This is a genomic window from Bacteroides sp. HF-162 (assembly GCF_015679285.1).
In the GTDB taxonomy this organism is placed as follows: domain Bacteria; phylum Bacteroidota; class Bacteroidia; order Bacteroidales; family Bacteroidaceae; genus Bacteroides; species Bacteroides uniformis.
On sequence record NZ_CP064937.1, the window covers coordinates 3,149,961 to 3,169,769 of the forward strand.

The window sequence follows — 19,809 nt, forward strand, 5'->3', positions numbered from 1 at the left end:
AGGTAAATTATTCAAAGTCGTCTATGGTGTAATTCACAAAATCAGAAAAACGCTTCATCTGCTTGAAGATGTCGTCTGTACGATCCAAAAAGTCTGGAGCAAGAAAGAAGCTGTCCGGCTGGCAGCAGGCAACCGTATACTCTTTACACTGAAGGTATTTCAGATAGGGATAGTCCTTTGGAAATCCTTTTGGAGCTGTTTTTAGAAAATTCTCTCCGATGATGGGGAAGTATTGCTTGAAAGCGGGATCTTCCACTATGCTACGAAATTCATCCATATTATCGTATACAGCTTGTCGCAGAGCTCTTAACAAGGGCGAGGGAGGACAATAACTTCCACCGGCCAACAGGCAGTTTCCCGGTTCCAGATGCACGTAATAGCCACAATGGTCGGATTTCTTTCCTTTCGCATTGATATATCCTCCCAGATGTGTCTTGTAGGGAGTTTTATCTTCGGAAAAGCGTGTATCACGATAAATACGGTATGTACAGTCCTTTGCTTCTATGCCACGGATGCTTTCATCAAACAAAGAGATACGGGAGATAATTACTGTAAGCAAGTTTTCAAACTCGCTGCGGGCTACTTCATACTGTTCCCGGTGAGAATTGAACCATTCACGATTGTTGTTTGCAGACAGTTCTTTCAAAAATTGAAATATAACAGGGATATTCATATCATATTCTTTCCTTATTATCTGCCAAATTTACGGATAATATTTCTAACATGCTACAAAGAAGGGTAAAAAAAGCATCGGCTCTGGTAAACCGATGCTCCTTACACATTTATCAATCAAACAGACGCTTCTGTTTTTGATGTACTTACTTATCACAAGCGGGTACGTCTCTTTTAATTAATCTTATATCTAATACTATGAAAAACACATTTATATAACACAACAAATCGAGATTTTGTTCATGCAGATGAGGATAACTTTAGCATAAAAAATGGGTGGGTCATTTTATTCTGCATCCAGTTTGCACTATCTTTGCAAGAAAAAATGTAGAATATGGCCGAATATAAATTTGATGAAGATAGCGTTAAAGCGCTGATAGATTGGGCAAAGAGCACATCTTTCCCTCAAAGTGTAACATTGTCTGATGCTGAGAACATAGTGGATGTGAAACGTTTTGTGCAAGCTAACCTCAGTGATATAGATGCACATTATCCTGATGATTTTTATAATCCTGCCATCACGCGGCTATATCGACTGAAGGAATATATGGAAGAGAACCAATAAAGACTTGGCACTGATTATGCGGAAAGCCGCGAAGCGATTAAGAAATCCGTGTTGTTCTGCATAATTAGTGCCAAACCTAATAAATCACCTGAGTTGTGCCCCCATTATAGCTTTATCTTAAGTATCTTTCCTCCATATCCTTCGACGGCCACATTAGTAGCCTTATAGGGAAGCAGACTTATGTTTTCTTCTTTTCCGCTGAGCAGCTCCGTAGCTTTGTACTGATCCATCTGCGGTATTTGCAGGAAGTCAAAAGCATGAGAAGGAATATTTATGGCAAGGTCTGCCGAGATATGGTCGAAGTTCACGACAAACAGCAGCAGGTCCCTCTCAAATTTGCGCAGGAATGTATATTGCTTATGTTCATTAAAGCGCCATCCGTTGACATTGGCATACATCAAATCGAAGAAAGCTCCTTGAGAGATGGCCTTTTCTTCATTGCAAAGAGTCAGCAACCGTTTATAAATGCTGTATAGGTGTTTCTGGTCCTCCGTCAGCATCTTGCCGTCGAACTTGCCGTCATTGCGCCAACGGCGGATGGTATCTACACTCCAATAGTCAAAGATGGTTGTACGTCCGTCCCGGCCGCTGAAACCTTCGCTATCCATGCCCAGCTCACCAAACTCCTGACCGAAATAAATCATCATCGGATTGGTGTTCATGCAGGCTGACACAATGAGTGCCGGAATCGCCTTGCGCGGGTTACTGGCAAAAAAGTCGGAAGCGATACGTTGCTCGTCATGGTTTTCCAGAAAGTTCAACATGCGTTTTTCTATGCCTCCCAGACTTTGCCAAGAGCGGGTGATGGCAGTTGCCGATTCATACCCGCAAGTAACAGCTCGCAAGGTATCATAAAGTCCTACTTTGTCGTATAAATAATCAAACTTGCCACGGAACAAGTAATTCTTGTATTCTCCCGGGTTGTAGACTTCGGCTATAAACAGCAGGGAGGGATATTGTTCCTTGACCTGCGGAATTGCCCATTCCCAGAACTCTACGGGAACCATCTCGGCCATATCGCAACGGAAACCGTCTATGTTCTTTCCCGCCCAGAACAGCATGATATCCAGCATCTTGGTCCATGTGTCGGGAATGGGGTCGAAATGGCAAGTCCCGCCGTTCTGGTAATCCACTCCATAATTCAACTTTATAGTTTCGTACCAATCGGTGATGTTTGGATAAGCATCAAAACGGTTGTTTCCGGTAGCTTTTGCCGGAAACTCCCTATAAGGTTCGGCGGCTGCACCTTTCATGTCAAATTGGCCATGCAGTTCCGATTTCGGGATATAATAGAAGTTATTATATGGGCTGAACGCATAATTGGTATCATCGTTTGACCCCAGTTGTGAAGTGCCATCCGGCTGGGCATCCGAGTGATATTGACGGGCTACGTGGTTGGGAACAAAATCTATGATAACCTTCAGACCGCTACGGTGAGTGCGCTGCACCAGATTCTCAAACTCTTTCATACGCTCCGGTACGTCCTTGGCGAGATCCGGGTCGACATCATAGTAGTCCTTGATGGCATAGGGAGATCCGGCTTTACCTTTCACTATGGCCGGATGGTCGGGTTGGATATTGTGACGGCGGTAGTCAGTTTGCGTAGCATGCTCGATGATGCCCGTGTACCAGATATGTGTAGCGCCAAGCTTCTTGATTTCTCCCAACGCCTTGGCTGTAAAGTCGGCCATCTTGCCGCATCCATTTTCAGTGATGCTGCCATTATTGATGCAGTGGTTATTGTTGTTTCCGAATAGTCGGGTGAACACTTGATAAATAATCAATTTGTTTTCGTCGTTCATTTCTTTGTTTTCTATGTTATAGAATGGTTATTTTATTCTTTCCAAATGCTGCCTTTGTCTATGAGCAGGCGTTCCAATATATCATTGGTCGTATTATATCCCTGCATGAATATCTCCTCCGCCTTTTCCAGCTCTGTATTGCTGTATCCCTCCAAGTTATAAGGTTCTATCAGCAAATCAGCCTTCTCGCGTTCAGGAAAAGAGTTGGAGCGGAACATAAAATTATAGGAACGTAAGGCAATGCTCACAATGTTCATTTTATACTTGGTTGCCATCAAAGGGCTGACATTCACGGCAATCACTTTTTCGCATATACGGCGGAGGGTAGAGACAGGCAGGTTCATCAGCAGGCCTCCGTCCACGTAATGGGTGCCGTCTATATTGACCGGGGCAAACAATACCGGCATGCAACACGAAGCTGCTACGCGTTCGGCGATGTCCCCTTTATGGAAATGTACCAGACGTCCGTGGTCCAGGTCAGTAGCTGTAATAATCAGAGGGATTTGCAGTTCTTCCAGTTTCTTGGATTTCAGATTGCTTTTCAGGAAATCGATGAACTCTCCCAATTCAAATAATCCGACTTTGGGAATCACCAGTTTGGTCAGGTCCTGAAACTTGTGCCCGGCAAAGTAGTCAAGAACTTTATGCGGTTCATTGCCGTCGGCGTAGAATACCCCGGCCAAGGCTCCGGCACTGACTCCGGAAAGTATATTGGGCTTGATGTCATGTTCCAATAAAGATTGCATGGCACCCAAATGGGCAAAGCCTTTGATGAAACCGCCGCTCAAGGCAAAACCTATCGGATATTTTTTAGTGAACCAGTTGTTCGTTGCTACCTCCATGTTGAAAATATAATATATTGTTCGGCACGAAATTAATGATTTTATCGTAGGGAGAAAGGAAAATAGCGGAAAAAAGTTCAAAGTATTAAGAGAAAAGTCTTCTCTATTAAGGAGAAAGTTTTTCTTGGTTAGGGAAAAAGTTTTTATCAGTTAAGAAAAAACTTAGTTTATGGTTTGCGGATGTCTATCCCAAGGCTTGGGATAGACATCCGCAAACTGGGGATATGTATCCGCAGTTTGCGAACAAAGTTTTAGGATTAAGGGATACTGTTTGAGAATATACGCTTAATTTTTTGCGATTGCTTTCAGCAGTACATATCCTCCGAACCACTGAATCAGCATGCCCGGAATGCCCATACGGAAATCTTGCACAGCCAGAAAGAAATTACCGCACAGCGCCCATTCAAAGGCCGTACCGATAATTTGATAGGAGAGAACCACGCCCAGCAATGCCAATAAAGAGATATTCTTGGCATAGCGTGCAGCAAGAGCGGCGGCTCCGGCCAGCAGACCGGACTTTATAAGTATGGCCGGCAACACGGCTGCTGCAGGCATGGCAAAAAGCAGATGATTGATGACCGGCGACAGGATAGCCGTCAGCAGACCTACCTTGAAACCATATTTATAAGCAGCTATCAGTGTGAAGAAATAGATGGGAAGCAACGTCGGACCGCCTGCCGGGACCAGATGGCAGAGTTGCGGCAAGGCGATGTTTCCTGCCACGAACAGCAGGGCGAATAGATAGGTCTTTACGTTGCCGAAAGGCAGGGAATAAAGTTTTGCAGATGTTTCCATTTGTATAATATTATGCATTAATTGATAAATCTATTTTTAATATGACTGTTTAAGACAGAAAAGGTTTAGTCAAATCTTCACCAATTCATATTTCATGGTTCCCAATCCGATTTTCTCGGCATGGCGCAACCCGGCAAGCCAGTCCGTGTCGGGGTGCATCAAGTGGAATTTGTCGCACCCGCACAAGTCATCGTGCTCGTGTGCCGTGGCGAGGCAATTGTTGCCGTGCAGTATCGGGGCTTGGATGACCATATCTGCACATGCCTTGTCCAGTGCAACCGGGTCTGCCGAAGCCAGGATGCCGAGGTCGGGCACGATGGCGGCATCGTTGTGGTTCCAGCAGTCGCATTCGGGAGATACGTTCATGATGAAGCTGATGTGGAAATGGGGCTTGCCCATAACGACAGCCAAGGCATATTCGGCAATCTTGTAGTTCAGGCGTTCGGAAGTATCTTCGGCTCCCATCACGGCACCGTCGTGCTGGCAGAGAGCTACGCACTGTCCGCAACCTACGCATTTGGTGTAGTCTATTTCTGCCTTGCGGCTTGCATTGAGGTGCACGGCGTCGTGTGCGCAGTGTTTCACGCAGATGTTGCAGCCTATGCAGTTTTCTACGTCAATCTTGGGTTGCGAGGCGCAGTGCAGTTCCAGCTTTCCGCCTACGCTGGCACATCCCATACCCAGATTCTTCAAGGCGCCGCCGAAACCGGCTTGTTCGTGTCCCTTGAAGTGGTTCATACTGATTACAATATCGGCGTCGGCTATCGCTGTACCGATTTTGGGTGCCGGACAATATTCCCCGTTCAGAGGGATTTCGCGGTAGTCCGTTCCTTTCAGCCCGTCGCCGATAATGACCTGGCACTGGGCCGAGATAGGGTTAAAGCCATTCTCCATCGCACTTTGCAAGTGGTCTACGGCATTGGCACGACGACCGGAATACAGCGTGTTGCAGTCCGTCAAGAAAGGTTTGGCTCCCAGGCTGCGAAGCAGGGTTGCCATTCGAGCTGCATAATTGGGACGTAAGTATGCCAGGTTACCGGGTTCGCCGAAATGGATTTTAATGGCAGCAAAGCTATCTTTCAAAGGAAGTTGCTCGATGCCTGCCCTTCTCAGCAAGCGTTCCATTTTATCCAAAAGATTGGATGTAGGGGAGGTACGCAAGTCAGAGTAGTATACTTTTGCTTTTTCCATGTGTTTTTACCTATTTATTGTGATAGTATCTGCAAAAATAACAGATTATTTCATATTAATAGGTATATGGCTAAAAAAAGTAGGGATTTTAGACGTCATTGATTCACTGTTCAAGAAAGACGATGCCAGGAACATTTTGGGCATACGCTACTAAGGAGCAGGCTTGTCAGAACGCATTGTCCGTTGGTGCCAAACACATGATGTATCGGAGGCTGACAGATAATGCGTTTAGGGTAAACAGATAATGCGTTTCGACGAGCTCTTATTCCGATAAAGGAAAGTGCCATAACGGACCGTTTCCGTGTCCTATATCCATGTTTTTCCCCTGATTTATCGCAATACTGATATACTCTTTAGCCTTGCGGACCGCTTCATCGGGTTTGCTGCCACCGGCAAGAAATGTAGCTATGGCAGAGGAAAGGGTACACCCCGTGCCGTGCAGGTTACGGCTCTCTATTTTGGGGTTGGAATAGAGGATGCATCCGGATGGCAGGACGTCAGCCCCGGCAGAAGGTTGCCGGCAATAAAGCACGTCGCACATATCATTGCCCTCCAGATGTCCGCCTTTGACGAGGACAGCGGTGTTGTATCTGCAGGATAATTCCCGTGCCGCTTGCTGCATCTTTACAGTGCCGGCAATGGTTTGCCCCCACAGCAGGCTTGCTTCATTCAGGTTGGGAGTAATGAGGGTGCATAGCGGAAACAGTTCCGCCTTAATGACTTGTATAGTTTCTTCGGTCATCAGTCGCCGTCCACTGGTCGATATCATGACGGGGTCATAGACTATACACTCCGGAGTATAAGTCTGAAGACAATCGACAATGGCGGTCACAATACTGGCATCATGTACCATACCTATCTTGACGGCATCCGGCCTTAAATCATCCATAACAGAGGTGATTTGTGCTTTAACCATATCCGCAGGTATCGGATAAACCGATTGTACTCCCAGTGTGTTTTGTGCAGTAACAGCCGTGATGACGGAAGCGGCATAACCTTCCAAAGCGGAAATGGTCTTTATGTCTGCTTGTATGCCTGCACCGCCCGAACAGTCGGAACCGGCAATGGAAAGGATAATAGGGGGAAGCATGAGATAATTAAAAATTAAAAATTAAAGAAGGGGGGAGGAGAGCTGTTTCAGGTGGAGGAAGTGGGGGATGAAATCTTCCTTCGCTTGCTGCCAGATGTCTCCTAGCAGGACGGCACCTCCGAAACCTAAAGCGGCTATTTCCGGAAGATGCTCCAGGCTGATGCCACCCAATGCCATGACGTTGGAGTCGATAATACCAGCTTTCTGTGCCTTCTTCAAGGTATCGCAGGAGTAAGCGGAAGAGTAGCCTTCTTTGGATATACTGTCATAAATGGGACTGAGGAACACATAGTTACAATCTGATTTATGTTTCAACACTTCTTCAAGAGAGTGGCAGGAACAACTGATGTGTCCCTTATATCCGGACGGTATCTGCGGATTGCGCCCGTTCAGATGAATTCCTTTCAGACCGAAAACGGATGCCAGCTGGAATTGCTCATGCGTGACAATGCGCGGCATATATTCCATCGGTAGTTGTTGAAGAAAATTCCCCATCTCCTCTGCCGAAGCTCCCGGCTTGCGCAGGTGGAGTATTTCCAAACCGTTTTGGAATAAGGAGGTAACTGCCGCTGCTTCTCCTTCAAAGAATTGCGGCGTGGTAATGACTATCAGCTTCATATCTTTATGGATGTTTGTCTATAATGAGAAAATATACGACTGCATGGTCCTTAAATCAATCGTCCATAGCTTTCCAACCAAGGGTTCACCGTAGCCGCAAATCAGTTTCAATACTTCATTGGCTTCTACGCTACCCACAATGGCAGGGGTTACGCCGATAACCGATTTGTCCGGAGACGGCATGAGCAGTGTCCCTTCTTCATCCGGATAGAGGTCACGGTAGTTTTTCGCACCTTCACCGTAGCAGAAGACGGACACTTGGCCTTCAAAGCCTTGAATGGCACCATAAACGTAGGGCTTTCCCCAAGCGTTGCATACGTCATTCAGCAAGTAGCGGGTAGCGAAGTTGTCGCACCCGTCTACCACTATATCGTAGTTCCTTATCAGTTCCCCGGCATTCTTCTTGTCCAGACGGAAGGGGTACGCTTCCACGTTTACATCGCTGTTCAAACCCTGCACTCTACGGGCGCCACATAGAGGTTTAGGCTGCCCAAGGTCAGCTTCAGCATACAGAACCTGACGTTGAAGATTACTGATGCTGACCTGGTCATCGTCCACCAATCCCAGCGTTCCGACTCCTGCTCCCGCCAGATAGAGGGCAATGGGAGAACCCAATCCTCCCACACCGACTATCAACACCTTGGCATTACGCAGTTTCTCTTGTCCGGCTTCGCCTATTTCAGGGAGGGACGTTTGTCTGGCATATCGGTTCATTTGTTCATTATTATTAAGGTTCTGTATTCGGCCACTCATCTCTTGAAAGCCTTCAAATCAAAACTCGCATCCCAATCTTTCCACACCGGTTCGCGCCCCAGGCGTTTCAACGCTTTGTCCACTTCCACAGCCTTGCGCTCGTCGCTGACATGAAACTGTTCCAGCGTTTGCGGATAGCTGTAATATCCTCCCGGCTCGGTCTTGCTTTCGGCGCTCATGGTTGTCACACCAAGTGTTGCCATATGGTCGCGTATATCGGCAGGCTCGCGGGTGGAGTAGGAGATGTCCACATCATGGTCAAAGATACGCATGGCAAAAGTGACTTGTGCCAGTTCGCGGTCGCTCATGATAACATTGGGCTGGAAGCCGCCATTCTCCGAAGGACGCATACGGGGGAAGTTGACGCTGTATTTCGTCTGCCAATAATGCTTCTGGAGATAGCGCAGGTGATAAGCCATCATGGTGATGTCTGTCCGCCATTCTTTCTCCAGACCGATGAGCACTCCCATGCCGATGGAATGGACGCCCGCCTGCCCCATACGGTCGAAACCGTTGACACGCCATTCAAATTTGGACTTCATGCCGCGGGGGTGGTAGATGTTGTAATTCGCTTTGTGATAGGTTTCCTGAAAACAAATCACACCGTTCATGCCGTGCTCTTTCAGCTCTGCATACTCTTCCGCCTTTAAGGGCATCACTTCTATTTTCAGATTGCTGAAGTAGGGTTTTGCCAGGTCTAGTGCACGGGCTATGTAGGGCACGCCTGCTTTGGCCGGATTTTCTCCCGTCACCAACAGCAAATTTTCGAAAGGTGCCAGCTTCTTGATGGCCTTGTATTCGTTCACGATTTCTTCTTCCGTCAGTATGGTACGCGGCATGGGGTTGCTGATATGGAAACCGCAATACACGCAAGAGTTGGTGCAGGAATTCGTGATGTAAAGAGGCACGAACATGGAGATGGTCTTCCCGAATCGTGCCTCGGTGTATTTCTTGCTCAATCGTGCCATCGTCTCCAGATAGGGAGCAGCGGCGGGTGAGATGAGGGCCATGAAGTCCTCTACATTACAATGTTCTTTGGAGAGGGCACGGCGTACATCCGCATCTGTCTTGGCATGGATGCGTGCCGTGGTTTCCTCCCAGGATATATGTTCTAATTCGTCTGAAAACATAGTGTTCTATCAATTCCCATTTATTTCTTTTTTAATTCTCTCGACAACCGCATTGCGCAGAAGTTTGGTCCGCACATCGTGCAATACTCCCCATCCACATGCTTCCCTGCATGGAAATAGCTGAACGCACGTTCCGGGTCGAGTGACAAGTCAAACTGGTCTTTCCAGCGGAATTCATAACGCGCTTTGCTCAGTGCATTGTCGCGCACTTGTGCTCCGGGATGCCCTTTTGCCAGGTCGGCAGCATGGGCGGCTATCTTATAGGTGATGACACCTACACGCACATCCTCCTTATCGGGCAGCGCCAGATGCTCTTTGGGGGTGACATAACAGAGCATGGCCGTACCCAGCCAACCTATCTGTGCCGCGCCGATGGCAGACGTAATATGGTCGTAACCCGGTGCGATGTCCGTCACGATGGGGCCGAGCGTATAGAAAGGCGCATCGTGGCATTTTTCTATCTGGCGCTCCATATTCTCCTTAATCTTGTGCATGGGCACGTGGCCGGGACCTTCGATGAAAGCCTGCACATTCTTGTCCCAAGCACGCAGCACAAGCTCGCCCATCGTGTCGAGTTCTGCAAACTGCGCTTCATCGTTGGCATCGTGCGTAGACCCCGGACGCAGTCCGTCTCCCAAAGAGATGGCCACATCATACTGTGCCAGAATATCGCAAATGTCATCAAAGTGTTCGTAAAGGAAACTCTCGCGGTCGTGCACCAGGCACCATTTGCTCATGATGCTGCCACCACGGCTCACGATACCGCACAGCCTTTTCTCGGCCAGATGCACATTATGGCGGCGTATACCGGCATGGATGGTGAAGTAGTCCACTCCCTGCTCGCATTGTTCAATCAAGGTGTCGCGGTAGATTTCCCAGGTGAGGTCCTCCACCTTGCCGTTCACTTTCTCCAATGCCTGGTAGATGGGGACAGTACCTACCGGAACGGGACAGTTACGGATAATCCATTCGCGCGTTTCGTGGATATTCTCCCCGGTGGAGAGGTCCATCAGCGTGTCGCCTCCCCATTTACAGCTCCACAAAGCCTTTTCCACCTCTTCTTCAATGCCGGAGGTGGTGGCGGAGTTTCCGATATTGGTATTTATCTTCACCAGGAAGTTACGGCCTATAATCATCGGCTCTGCTTCGGGATGGTTGATGTTGGCAGGAAGCAGGGCACGTCCGGCGGCAATCTCCCGGCGTACAAATTCCGGTGTGATGTGTGTCTCTATTCCCAGCTCCGCGCAGTTCATGTTCTCGCGAATCGCTACATACTCCATTTCAGGCGTGATGATGCCTTGCTTGGCATAGTACATCTGTGTGCAGCATTTTCCTTGAAGGGCACGGTAGGGCAGGGTGATGTGCTCAAAGCGCAGAGAATCGAGTGACCTGTCGTCGCGGCGCATGCGTCCGTACTCCGACGTTATTTCGGGAAGCTGCTCCACATCGCCTCGTTTCAGTATCCACGGTTCGCGCAGGCGGGGCAGCCCTTTCTTTAAATCCACTTCGACGGTAGGGTCGCTGAACGGTCCGCTGGTATCATACACATACACTTCAGGATTCGGAGTAATCACCTTTTCTCCATCTATGAAGTTCGTACTGGGCACTTGTTCCACTTTGCGCATAGCTACGCGCAATTCGGGAAACAAGGTACCCGGCAAATATACTTTCTCAGAACGGGGGAATTTTATCTTCTGCTTCATTGCATTGTCAGTTTTATAGGTTCAAAAAAGCCGTCAGCGGTGAGCTGGCTTCCGCAACAAAATTATCGGTTTGTGCGCCCAGACCTGCTTCGTATGCCATGCGTCCTGCCTCTACAGCCTGCTTGAACGCTACCGCCATGGCCACGGGGTCGCCCGCCACTGCAATGGCAGTATTCACCAGGCAAGCCGACGCGCCCATTTCCATAGCCTCTGCCGCATGGCTCGGGGCACCGATACCGGCATCCACCACTACGGGGATATTGGCTTGCTCAATGATTATCCTCAAGAAATCCCTTGTCTGCAGTCCTTTGTTTGTGCCGATAGGAGCACCCAGCGGCATGACGGTGGCGGCACCTGCCTCTTCCAGTCTCTTGCACAGTGTGGGGTCTGCCTGACAATAGGGCAGTACTACGAAGCCCAATTTGACCAGTTCCTCCGTGGCTTTCAACGTCTCCACAGAATCCGGCAACAGATAGCGGGGGTCGGGGTGTATCTCCAGTTTCAGCCAGTTCGTGCCAAAAGCCTCACGCGCCATCTGTGCGGCAAAAACAGCTTCTTCGGCATTGCGCACGCCGGAGGTATTGGGCAGAAGCTGAATGCCGGGATGTTGTATATGCACCAGCATATCATCTTCCTTATTGTCCAGTTCAATTCGTTTCATTGCCACCGTCACCATTTCCGTGCCGGATGCCAAGATGGATTGTTCCATCACTTCGTCGGAATGGAACTTTCCGGTTCCTAAAAACAGGCGGGAGTTGAACTCACGTCCCGCAATCACTAATTTTTCCATGTCAGTAGTGTTATATTAATTTTTCGTTCTTTACTTTTTCCCCTGCTTCTTCATTCTTTATTAAAGAAATGATTCTCCGCATCTCGTCTGCCGGACTATCGGCATGCAGCACCGTGCCGGATAGGGCAATTCCGCTGACTCCCGTCTGCATAATGGCGGGAATGTCTGCAATGGTAATTCCTCCGATGGCAACCATGGGCAGGCATACGTTCTCCTCCCGCATCCGGTTGACGATGGCGGCATAGCCTTCCAATCCTAATATCGGGCTTAGGTTCTTCTTGGTGGTGGTGTAGCGGAAAGGGCCGCAGCCTATGTAGTCGGCACCAGCTTTGTAGTGTTGCTGTACATCCTCAAAAGTATTGGCGGTACCGCCTATAATGTACTCCGCGCCCAGAATCCGGCGTGCGTCGGCTATGGGCATGTCTTTCTTTCCAAGATGTACGCCGTCGGCACGCAGCTTCTTTACCAGTTCCACATGGTCGTCAATGATGAAGGTCGCACCGTATTGTCGGCAAAGGGCCTGCACCTCTAAGGCTACGGGTTCTATCGTTTCCACCGGGGTGTCTTTCATGCGCAGTTGCACCCAGCGGCAACCGCCCTCAAGAGCCATGCGTGCAGCATCCAGGTACGAATATCGCTCCGTATAGTGCGTGATGAACTGCATTCCTCCGTTTTTCAGCCTCTCGTCCTTCATCTTCCTCACCCTCCGCAAGCCGCTTTGATAATGATGATGGACATGTATTCCCTCAGGGCGCATTTTGTCCATTCCGTGCGAAATACAATATGGTTGTCTACGGCCACGGCAATGCCTTGCACCGGTAGGGCAAGTTCCTCGATAAGTTGTGAAAGGGTAGTGGCGCCGGTTTTCACTTCCTTGTTGTTGACCAATACTTTCATTTTTCTGTTCATTAAGAAATAAAACAATGGAAGTAAATACAAAGAAGCGTCTTTACGGCAAGTTTAGTGAAGAAAAAAATATCCAATTCCTACGGCAGTACTAACTGCATCAGGTTCGAGGGTATAATCTCAGCCCGTCAGGGCACCCCTTTGTCTTTACGGCAACAAAGGTAAGGGAAAATCGGAAATAAAAAACAAAAGGAAGCTTTTTTTCTGCCTGTCTCTGACTTTTCTTTTCCTTACCATCTCCGTACCTATACAGACGTAGCAGATAGAGAAGAGATTACAAGAGGAAAGTAAAGCTCTTTAAAAAGAAAGGCTGCCTCTCCGAAGAAAGACAGCCTTGAAGATATACTATACACAAAGAATTATGCAATCCCGTGAGCCGTTGCTTCCGGTGCAATTTTCTTGATAAGACCTTGCAGCACTGCACCAGGACCGCACTCTGTGAAGTCCGTAGCACCATCGGCAACCATGTTCTTCACTGTTTGCGTCCAACGTACCGATGCTGTCAGCTGAGCCACCAGATTCTTCTTGATTTCTGCCGGGTCAGTATGAGGCATAGCGTCTACATTCTGATATACGGGGCACTTCGGAGCATGGATTTCTGTTGCATTGATGGCTGCTTCCAGTTCCACTTTGGCAGGGTCCATCAATGGAGAGTGGAATGCACCGCCTACCTTCAACGGTAAGGCGCGCTTGGCACCTGCAGCCTTCATCAGTTCGCAAGCCTTGTTGATACCTTCTATGGAACCGGAAATTACAATCTGTCCCGGGCAATTATAGTTGGCTGCCACGCAAACTTCACCTTCGGCACTTACCTGGGCGCAGATTTCCTCAACCTTTTCATCCGGCAGGGCAATTATGGCTGCCATAGTGGAGGGCTGTGCTTCGCAAGCCTTTTGCATAGCCATGGCACGGGCATACACCAGTTTCAGACCATCTTCAAAGCTCAGTGCACCGGCAGCAACCAAAGCGGAGAACTCGCCCAGTGAGTGACCGGCGGTCATCTCCGGCTTAAAGTCATCGCCCATGCAGAGGGCGGAAATAACGGAATGAAGGAATACGGCAGGTTGGGTAACTTTAGTCTGGCGCAGGTCTTCATCTGTACCGTTGAACATAATATCAGTAATACGATACCCAAGGATATCATTTGCTTTCTCAAAAAGTTCCTTGGCTAATGCCGAATTTTCGTACAGGTCCTTTCCCATGCCAACGAATTGGGCACCTTGACCCGGAAATACAAATGCTTTCATATTTACTCGTTTTTTAGTGTTTAAATAAAAAGTGCTGCAAAGGTAGAGGTTTTTCTGATATTCACCGCACAAACGGATGTTTTTTGTGCAATACCCTTACTTTAAGGAGGAAGCTAAAATACAATATGTATGCTTGGGTCTTCTGTGATATCCGGATACTGAAATACTTATAAATGAAACACTTCCTCCTTATTGTACTTCCTACAATTAGACCTCTTGTGTATTCTTGTAAATTACATATTGTATTCCATACGATAACAACTGAAAATGATATTGTATAAAGTAAGATATGTATTCGGTTGAAAAATAATGCTTTATAACATTGTAAAAATATTCTTTTCCTTTGTTGCAAATTAGAAAAACCTATTTATATTTGCAGCGCTTAACGAGATATATTATGCAAAACATAGAACAAAAAACGCCGTTGGCAAACAATCATATCTCTGTGGACTGTGTAGTGATTGGTTTTGACGGAGAACAGCTAAAGGTTCTGCTGATTAAGCGTGCAGGAGAGGAAGAAGGAGAAATCTTTCATGATATGAAGCTTCCCGGAAGTCTGATTTATATGGATGAGGACTTAGATGAAGCTGCCAAACGGGTGTTGAATGAATTAACGGGCCTGAAGAACGTCAATCTGATGCAATTTAAGGCATTCGGTTCAAAAAACCGTACGAAGGACCCCAAAGATGTGCATTGGCTGGAACGTGCCATGCAGTCCAGGGTGGAACGTATTGTCACCATAGCCTATCTTTCCCTGGTGAAGATAGACCGCGCATTGAACCGTGATTTGGACGATTATCAAGCCAGTTGGGTAGCCATGCCGGATATAAAGGCTCTGGCATTCGACCACAACCTGATTATCAAGGAAGCCATTACCTATGTCCGCCAGTACGTCGAGTTCAATCCGTCTTCACTGTTCGACTTATTGCCGCGTAAGTTCACCGCATCCCAGCTTCGCACTTTGTACGAGCTGGTGTATGACAAGCAGTACGACGTACGCAATTTCCATAAAAAGATAGCCCTGATGGAATATGTCGTTCCTCTGGAAGAAAAACAGCAAGGCGTGGCCCACCGGGCGGCACGTTACTACCGTTTTGACAAAAAGATATACAATAAAATCCGACGGTAGCCGGATTTTGAATTCTTCATATCACTTTCATTCTTTAATATTGATAGAAATGTATTTATTAGGTTATGACATCGGCAGCTCGTCTGTAAAAGCGAGTCTGGTAAATGCGGAAAGCGGCAAATGTGTATCGTCTGCCTTCTTCCCCAAGACTGAAGCGGAAATTATCGCAGTGAAGCCCGGCTGGGCAGAGCAAGACCCCGGAAATTGGTGGGAAAATTTGAAACCGGCCACACAAGCTGTATTGGCAGAATCCGGAGTAAACGCAGAAGACATCAAGGCGATTGGTATCTCTTATCAGATGCATGGCTTGGTATGTGTAGATAAAAACCAGCAGGTGTTGCGTCCTGCCATTATCTGGTGCGACTCCAGAGCCGTGCCCTACGGACAAAAGGCTTTCGAAACATTGGGAGAGGAGACTTGCCTTTCACATCTGCTGAATTCTCCGGGCAACTTCACGGCCTCCAAACTGGCTTGGATTAAGGAGAATGAGCCTTCCGTTTACGAAAAGATTCATAAGATAATGCTGCCGGGCGACTATATCGCCATGAAGTTGAGCGGTACCATCTGTACCACGGTGTCCGGTTTGTCCGAAGGGATGTTCTGGGATTTCAAGAACAACCGGGTTGCTGATTTTCTGATGGAGTATTATGGATTCGACTCCTCTCTGATTGCCGACATCAAACCGACTTTCTCCGAGCAGGGACGCGTCAATGCTGCTGCAGCCGCAGAGCTGGGTCTGAAAGAAGGTACGCCTATCACTTACCGTGCTGGCGACCAGCCCAACAATGCCCTTTCCCTGAATGTATTCAATCCGGGTGAAATAGCTTCCACCGCCGGAACATCCGGCGTGGTATACGGCGTGAACGGTGAGGTGAACTACGACCCCAAGTCACGTGTCAACACCTTTGCACACGTCAACCATACTGCCGGGCAAACCCGTCTGGGTGTTCTGCTGTGCATCAATGGTACGGGCATCCTCAATTCATGGGTAAAACGTACCGTTGCTCCCGAAGGCATCTCCTACAGCGATATGAATCTGCTGGCAGCACAAGCTCCCATCGGCAGTGCCGGCATCAGCATCCTGCCCTTTGGGAACGGTGCGGAGCGTATGCTGGAGAACAAGGAAATAGGCTGCTCCATTCATGGCATCAACTTCAACCAGCACGGCAAGCAGCATATCGTCCGTGCAGCGCAGGAAGGCATCGTTTTCTCCTTCAAATATGGAATCGACATCATGGAACAAATGGGCATTCCCGTGCAGAAAATTCATGCCGGCAAGGCTAATATGTTCCTCAGCCCGCTGTTCCGCGAGACATTGGCCGGTGTGACGGGAGCTGTCATCGAACTGTATGATACCGACGGCTCTGTAGGTGCCGCCAAAGGCGCCGGAATCGGTGCGGGCATATACAAGGACAACAACGAAGCATTTGCCACGCTTGAGAAGCTCGAGGTGATAGAGCCGAAAGTGGCAGACCGCCAGGCTTATGCCGACGCATATGCGCGCTGGAAACACTGTCTGGAAGAAGCAATGAGATAATGTATGATTGATTCATGGCATCTTGATATGAACAAATTTTTGCAACTTATTTAAATCAAATAATTAATCCTTTAAAACAAAATTAAGATTATGGCAACAAAAGAGTATTTTCCCGGAATAGGAAAGATTAAATTCGAAGGTAAAGAGAGCAAGAACCCGATGGCATTCCGTTACTACGATGCCGATAAAGTAATCATGGGCAAGAAAATGAGTGAATGGCTGAAGTTCGCCATGGCATGGTGGCACACTCTTTGCGCAGAAGGCGGCGACCAGTTCGGTGGCGGAACAAAGAAATTCCCCTGGAACGGTGAGGCTGACAAGGTTCAGGCTGCCAAGAACAAAATGGACGCCGGCTTTGAATTTATGCAGAAAATGGGTATCGAATACTACTGCTTCCACGATGTAGACCTTTGCGAAGAAGCCGAGACCATTGAAGAATACGAAGCCAACCTGAAGGAAATCGTAGCGTATGCCAAGCAGAAACAAGCTGAAACCGGCATCAAGCTGTTGTGGGGTACCGCCAACGTATTCGGCCATGCTCGCTATATGAATGGCGCAGCCACTAACCCCGATTTTGATGTAGTGGCACGTGCCGCCGTTCAAATCAAGAACGCCATCGACGCTACTATCGAGCTGGGAGGTTCAAACTATGTATTCTGGGGCGGTCGCGAAGGCTACATGTCTTTGCTAAATACAGACCAGAAACGTGAGAAAGAGCACCTCGCACAGATGTTGACCATCGCCCGCGACTATGCCCGTGCCCGCGGATTCAAAGGTACCTTCCTGATTGAACCGAAACCGATGGAACCTACCAAACACCAGTATGATGTAGACACCGAAACCGTTATCGGCTTCTTGAAGGCTCACAATCTGGACAAGGATTTCAAGGTGAACATCGAAGTGAACCACGCTACTTTGGCGGGTCACACCTTCGAGCACGAACTCGCAGTAGCCGTAGACAACGGTATGCTCGGCTCCATCGACGCCAACCGTGGTGACTACCAGAACGGCTGGGATACAGACCAGTTCCCCATCGACAACTTCGAACTGACCCAGGCCATGATGCAAATCATCCGTAACGGAGGTTTTGGCAATGGCGGTACAAACTTCGATGCCAAGACCCGTCGTAACTCCACCGACCTGGAAGACATTTTCATTGCCCACATCGCCGGTATGGACGTGATGGCACGTGCACTGGAAAGTGCAGCCAAACTGCTTGAAGAGTCTCCTTACAAAAAGATGCTGGCCGACCGCTATGCTTCCTTCGACAGTGGTAAAGGCAAGGAATTTGAAGATGGCAAACTGACGCTGGAGGATTTGGTAGCTTACGCAAAAGCCAACGGTGAGCCGAAACAGACCAGCGGCAAGCAGGAATTGTATGAGGCAATCGTGAATATGTACTGCTAATAATGATCAATGTTTAGTGATTAGTGGTTAATAGGTTGCGCATGAAGTGTTTCAATATTAATCATTAATCGCTAATCATTAATCGCTAATCATTAACCATTAATCATTAATATCATGAATTATACAGAAAAAGGCAGTAAACTCTACCTCTTCTCTATTGTGTTGGTAGCCGTCATTGGAGGATTGCTTTTCGGTTACGATACAGCAGTCATATCCGGTGCCGATAAAGGGCTTCAGGCATTCTTTATGGGTGCCCCCGATTTTGTCTACACAGATACGATTCACGGCATTACCTCTTCCAGTGCACTTATCGGATGTATCATCGGTAGTGCTCTTTCGGGATTCTTCGCATCCAATCTGGGACGTAAGAATTCTCTTTTCATAGCCGGCGTCTTGTTCTTTCTGTCGGCATTAGGCTCCTACTACCCGGAATTCCTTTTCTTCGACTATGGTGTTCCTTCCTATTCCTTGCTCGTGGCATTCAACTTCTACCGTGTATTGGGAGGAATCGGCGTTGGTTTGGCATCCGCCATCTGCCCGATGTATATTGCGGAAATTGCGCCGAGCAACATTCGCGGGACTCTGGTATCATGGAACCAGTTTGCTATTATCTTCGGCCAGTTAGTGGTTTACTTCGTGAATTTCCTTATTTTGGGCGAGAATTCAAATCCGGTGATAAAGGCCATTGAAGGAGTCAACCAGATTCTGAATCCCGAAGCGGCAGCATGGACCACAGAGATAGGATGGCGTCTGATGTTTGTCAGTGAGGCTGTTCCTGCAGGAGTCTTTGCGTTGCTCGTACTGTTTGTTCCCGAAACGCCACGCTATCTTGCCATGAGTGGCAAGGATGATAAGGCACTCCAGGTGTTAAGCCGTATCAACGGCTTGGCTCAGGCAAAGGTTATTCTGTCTCAAATCAAAGCCACGGCAGAGGAAAAGACGGAAAAGCTTTTCACTTATGGCTGGATGGTTATCTTTATCGGAATCATGCTGAGTGTATTCCAGCAAGCGGTAGGTATCAACGCCGTACTCTATTTCGCACCGCGTATCTTCGAAACGATGGGAATGGGCAACCCGATGGTGCAGACCGTCATTATGGGTATCATCAATATTCTGTTCACGTTGCTGGCTGTCTTTACAGTCGAGAAATGGGGACGTAAACCACTGCTTATCTCGGGATCTATCGGTATGGCGATAGGTGCTTTCGGAGTAGCTCTTTGCAACGTTGTGGCAGGGCTTCCTCCCATGTTGGCTGTTGTCAGTATCATGGTCTACAGTGCTTCGTTCATGTTCAGCTGGGGCCCCATCTGCTGGGTACTGATTGCTGAAATCTTCCCGAATACCATCCGTGGCGCTGCAGTAGCCATTGCCGTAGCCTTCCAATGGATATTCAATTTCATTGTATCTTCCACCTTCGTACCTATGTACAATATGAGTTTGGGAGATATGGGAGACAAGTTCGGGCACATGTTTGCTTATGGCTTATACGGAATCATCTGTGTGGTGGCCGCTCTGTTTGTCTGGAAGCTTGTTCCCGAAACGAAAGGCAAGACACTGGAAGACATGACCAGACTGTGGAAGAATAGAAAAAATAATAGATAAGAACGTTATTGAAACTGTCCATATAAAATG

Annotated in this window: 19 protein-coding genes and 1 riboswitch; of the genes, 5 read left to right on the forward strand and 14 right to left on the reverse strand. The window is 48.0% G+C overall.

Going from position 1 to position 19,809, the window contains the following annotated elements; all coding sequences use genetic code 11:
* Positions 1-7: 7 nt before the first annotated feature.
* Positions 8-673 (reverse strand): DUF2461 domain-containing protein, encoded by a 666-nt coding sequence (locus tag ITJ87_RS13150; RefSeq protein WP_117966448.1) that lies wholly within the window; start codon positions 671-673, stop codon positions 8-10.
* 333 nt (positions 674-1,006) lie between these two features.
* Between ITJ87_RS13150 and ITJ87_RS13155 the strand changes: the two genes are divergently transcribed.
* Positions 1,007-1,237, forward strand: coding sequence for a hypothetical protein (locus tag ITJ87_RS13155; protein ID WP_117599602.1), 231 nt, complete (start codon positions 1,007-1,009; stop codon positions 1,235-1,237).
* Positions 1,238-1,341: 104 nt separating this feature from the next.
* On the opposite strand, the gene ITJ87_RS13160 is transcribed toward ITJ87_RS13155, so the two are convergent.
* The 13 genes from ITJ87_RS13160 to fabD form a co-directional block, all read right to left on the reverse strand.
* Positions 1,342-3,039, reverse strand: a complete 1,698-nt coding sequence (locus ITJ87_RS13160) for an alpha-amylase family protein (protein ID WP_117966451.1) — start codon at positions 3,037-3,039, stop codon at positions 1,342-1,344.
* Between the two features lie 32 nt (positions 3,040-3,071).
* Positions 3,072-3,881: a patatin-like phospholipase family protein gene (locus ITJ87_RS13165; protein WP_117599604.1), complete on the reverse strand. Its 810-nt coding sequence runs from the start codon at positions 3,879-3,881 to the stop codon at positions 3,072-3,074.
* A gap of 285 nt (positions 3,882-4,166) precedes the next feature.
* On the reverse strand, positions 4,167-4,676 hold the full coding sequence (locus ITJ87_RS13170; RefSeq protein ID WP_171030451.1) for an ECF transporter S component: 510 nt from the start codon (positions 4,674-4,676) through the stop codon (positions 4,167-4,169).
* Positions 4,677-4,745: 69 nt separating this feature from the next.
* The gene (locus ITJ87_RS13175; protein WP_117599605.1) at positions 4,746-5,867 is read right to left on the reverse strand and encodes a DUF362 domain-containing protein; all 1,122 of its coding nucleotides are present in this window, start codon (positions 5,865-5,867) and stop codon (positions 4,746-4,748) included.
* Between the two features lie 262 nt (positions 5,868-6,129).
* Positions 6,130-6,957, reverse strand: a complete 828-nt coding sequence (gene thiD / locus ITJ87_RS13180; protein ID WP_117966454.1) for a bifunctional hydroxymethylpyrimidine kinase/phosphomethylpyrimidine kinase — start codon at positions 6,955-6,957, stop codon at positions 6,130-6,132.
* A 21-nt stretch (positions 6,958-6,978) separates the two neighbouring features.
* Positions 6,979-7,575 (reverse strand): thiamine phosphate synthase, encoded by a 597-nt coding sequence (locus ITJ87_RS13185; RefSeq protein ID WP_117599607.1) that lies wholly within the window; start codon positions 7,573-7,575, stop codon positions 6,979-6,981.
* An 18-nt stretch (positions 7,576-7,593) separates the two neighbouring features.
* Positions 7,594-8,289: a HesA/MoeB/ThiF family protein gene (locus ITJ87_RS13190; protein ID WP_117599737.1), complete on the reverse strand. Its 696-nt coding sequence runs from the start codon at positions 8,287-8,289 to the stop codon at positions 7,594-7,596.
* Positions 8,290-8,324: 35 nt separating this feature from the next.
* Positions 8,325-9,458, reverse strand: coding sequence for a 2-iminoacetate synthase ThiH (gene thiH, locus ITJ87_RS13195; protein ID WP_117599608.1), 1,134 nt, complete (start codon positions 9,456-9,458; stop codon positions 8,325-8,327).
* Between the two features lie 20 nt (positions 9,459-9,478).
* On the reverse strand, positions 9,479-11,161 hold the full coding sequence (gene thiC, locus ITJ87_RS13200) for a phosphomethylpyrimidine synthase ThiC (protein WP_117599609.1): 1,683 nt from the start codon (positions 11,159-11,161) through the stop codon (positions 9,479-9,481).
* 13 nt (positions 11,162-11,174) lie between these two features.
* The gene (locus ITJ87_RS13205; RefSeq protein ID WP_117599610.1) at positions 11,175-11,951 is read right to left on the reverse strand and encodes a thiazole synthase; all 777 of its coding nucleotides are present in this window, start codon (positions 11,949-11,951) and stop codon (positions 11,175-11,177) included.
* Positions 11,952-11,961: 10 nt separating this feature from the next.
* Positions 11,962-12,645 carry a thiamine phosphate synthase gene (locus ITJ87_RS13210; RefSeq protein ID WP_117599611.1) on the reverse strand — a complete coding sequence of 228 codons (684 nt, stop codon included), beginning with the start codon at positions 12,643-12,645 and terminating at the stop codon, positions 11,962-11,964.
* Positions 12,646-12,650: 5 nt separating this feature from the next.
* On the reverse strand, positions 12,651-12,848 hold the full coding sequence (gene thiS, locus ITJ87_RS13215; protein ID WP_117599738.1) for a sulfur carrier protein ThiS: 198 nt from the start codon (positions 12,846-12,848) through the stop codon (positions 12,651-12,653).
* Positions 12,849-12,917: 69 nt separating this feature from the next.
* A riboswitch (TPP riboswitch) is annotated at positions 12,918-13,008 on the reverse strand.
* A 208-nt stretch (positions 13,009-13,216) separates the two neighbouring features.
* Complete coding sequence (gene fabD / locus ITJ87_RS13220) at positions 13,217-14,104, reverse strand: ACP S-malonyltransferase (protein WP_117599612.1); 888 nt, start codon at positions 14,102-14,104, stop codon at positions 13,217-13,219.
* 397 nt (positions 14,105-14,501) lie between these two features.
* Here fabD and ITJ87_RS13225 point away from each other — a divergent pair, with 397 nt between their 5' ends.
* From ITJ87_RS13225 to xylE, 4 genes are all read left to right on the forward strand, one after another.
* A complete protein-coding gene (locus ITJ87_RS13225; protein ID WP_117599613.1) occupies positions 14,502-15,233 on the forward strand; it encodes an NUDIX domain-containing protein in 732 nt (243 codons plus the stop codon).
* 49 nt (positions 15,234-15,282) lie between these two features.
* Complete coding sequence (locus ITJ87_RS13230) at positions 15,283-16,770, forward strand: xylulokinase (protein ID WP_117966472.1); 1,488 nt, start codon at positions 15,283-15,285, stop codon at positions 16,768-16,770.
* Between the two features lie 90 nt (positions 16,771-16,860).
* Positions 16,861-18,177, forward strand: a complete 1,317-nt coding sequence (xylA, locus tag ITJ87_RS13235; RefSeq protein WP_117599615.1) for a xylose isomerase — start codon at positions 16,861-16,863, stop codon at positions 18,175-18,177.
* A 114-nt stretch (positions 18,178-18,291) separates the two neighbouring features.
* Positions 18,292-19,779, forward strand: coding sequence for a D-xylose transporter XylE (xylE, locus tag ITJ87_RS13240; RefSeq protein ID WP_117599616.1), 1,488 nt, complete (start codon positions 18,292-18,294; stop codon positions 19,777-19,779).
* Positions 19,780-19,809: the final 30 nt, after the last annotated feature.